Genomic DNA, 1,251 nt, shown 5'->3' with positions numbered 1-1,251 from the left:
AAATCATATTCCTTACTAAATTACCAAGTTCTTTGTTTTGTCCAAGAACACCTTTTTGTCCATAAAGTCTCTTGGTACTTCGCTTAAATCCAAATCTTGGTGGTGCTAATGCAAACCAAGGTTTCAGAGGTTTTAATTTTGATAGTGTTGCTGTTCCTTCAGACAAGGCTTTTCCTAATTCTTCAGCACTTGCAAATCCAAGTGCCTTTAGGTCTTCAGCAGTAATTTTTTGATAGCCACCTTTTCTTGCTTTTTTGTCAATCAGTTCAGTTGCCAATGAAGCATCAATCTCAACCCAGGCAACATAGTGCTGTACTTTTCTTAGCATTCCCAAAGTATTGTCTTTTGCAGGCAAAATTGTTGCGCGGTATTTTTTATCTAATTTCAACAGAGTCATAGTTGTTGTAGCCCAGTATGGACAATCGGCTTGACCTTTTATTCTAACAACAAGATATGCATTTGCCATTTTTCATCAACCTTGACTAAATGTCTGTCTAAGACAATCCAATATAGCTTTTGAGGTGGAATTCATTGTAGGAGTTGAGCCTTTTGCTGTAGTCCATGCATCTTTGAGACCTGCTAATTCCAATAATCGTTTAATTTTACCACCTGCAACTAGACCTAATCCACGTGGTGCAGGAATAATTTCAATCGTTACACTGCCACCTTTTCCTTAACTTTGAATGGTACGGAATGTTTCTGATCACATCTGCATTCCCAACTGCCACATCCAAGTTTGATTGGGTTGACATTAAGATAAGCTTGGCTTGTTGCTTTTTCAATAGCAATTCTCATTTGTTTTGATTTTCCTTGACCAATTCCCAAATAGCCATTTTCATTTCCTGCAGCAACAATTGCTTTGAATCTAGTTGATTGTCCATTGGAAGTCATTTTTTGAATGATACCAACATCTACAACTTCACTTTTCAAATCAGGAAGTAATTTCTTGATAATTCCTGATTCTTGAATTCTTAATCCTAATTCGATAATTTCTTCTAGTGATGTAATTTCACCTGATGCGACTTTTTGTCCCAAGATTGTTTTTGGAACCCATACTTCTTCTTCTGGTTCTCTTCTTGGTCTACGTGGTCTGTCTCCGCCTTTAGCTCCTGGTGGGCCTCCTCCATACACTGGTGGACCTCTACCTCGTTGGCCTCCTTTTAGATTGTGCTGCTTGACTCATTTCTATTTGACCTCACTATCAATTGAAGATTTTATTTTTGAAATTTCATTTTTAACAGTAAGATGTTC

3 protein-coding genes are annotated in these 1,251 nt (G+C 37.4%); all 3 read right to left on the bottom strand.

Translation table 11 applies throughout. The features are described from left to right. Positions 1-466 (bottom strand): 50S ribosomal protein L30 (locus tag BD31_RS02470; protein WP_008298060.1); only part of this gene is annotated, 466 nt, incomplete at its 3' end. 6 nt (positions 467-472) lie between these two features. After that, positions 473-643, bottom strand: coding sequence for a hypothetical protein (locus tag BD31_RS10630; RefSeq protein WP_238536041.1), 171 nt, complete (start codon positions 641-643; stop codon positions 473-475). 11 nt (positions 644-654) lie between these two features. Then, entirely contained in the window at positions 655-1,131 is a 477-nt protein-coding gene (locus BD31_RS02465; protein WP_008298057.1) for a 30S ribosomal protein S5, read from the bottom strand. Positions 1,132-1,251: the final 120 nt, after the last annotated feature.

Source organism: Candidatus Nitrosopumilus salarius BD31 (assembly GCF_000242875.2).
GTDB lineage: Archaea > Thermoproteota > Nitrososphaeria > Nitrososphaerales > Nitrosopumilaceae > Nitrosopumilus > Nitrosopumilus salarius.
This window is presented reverse-complemented; position numbering and strand designations above follow the sequence as displayed.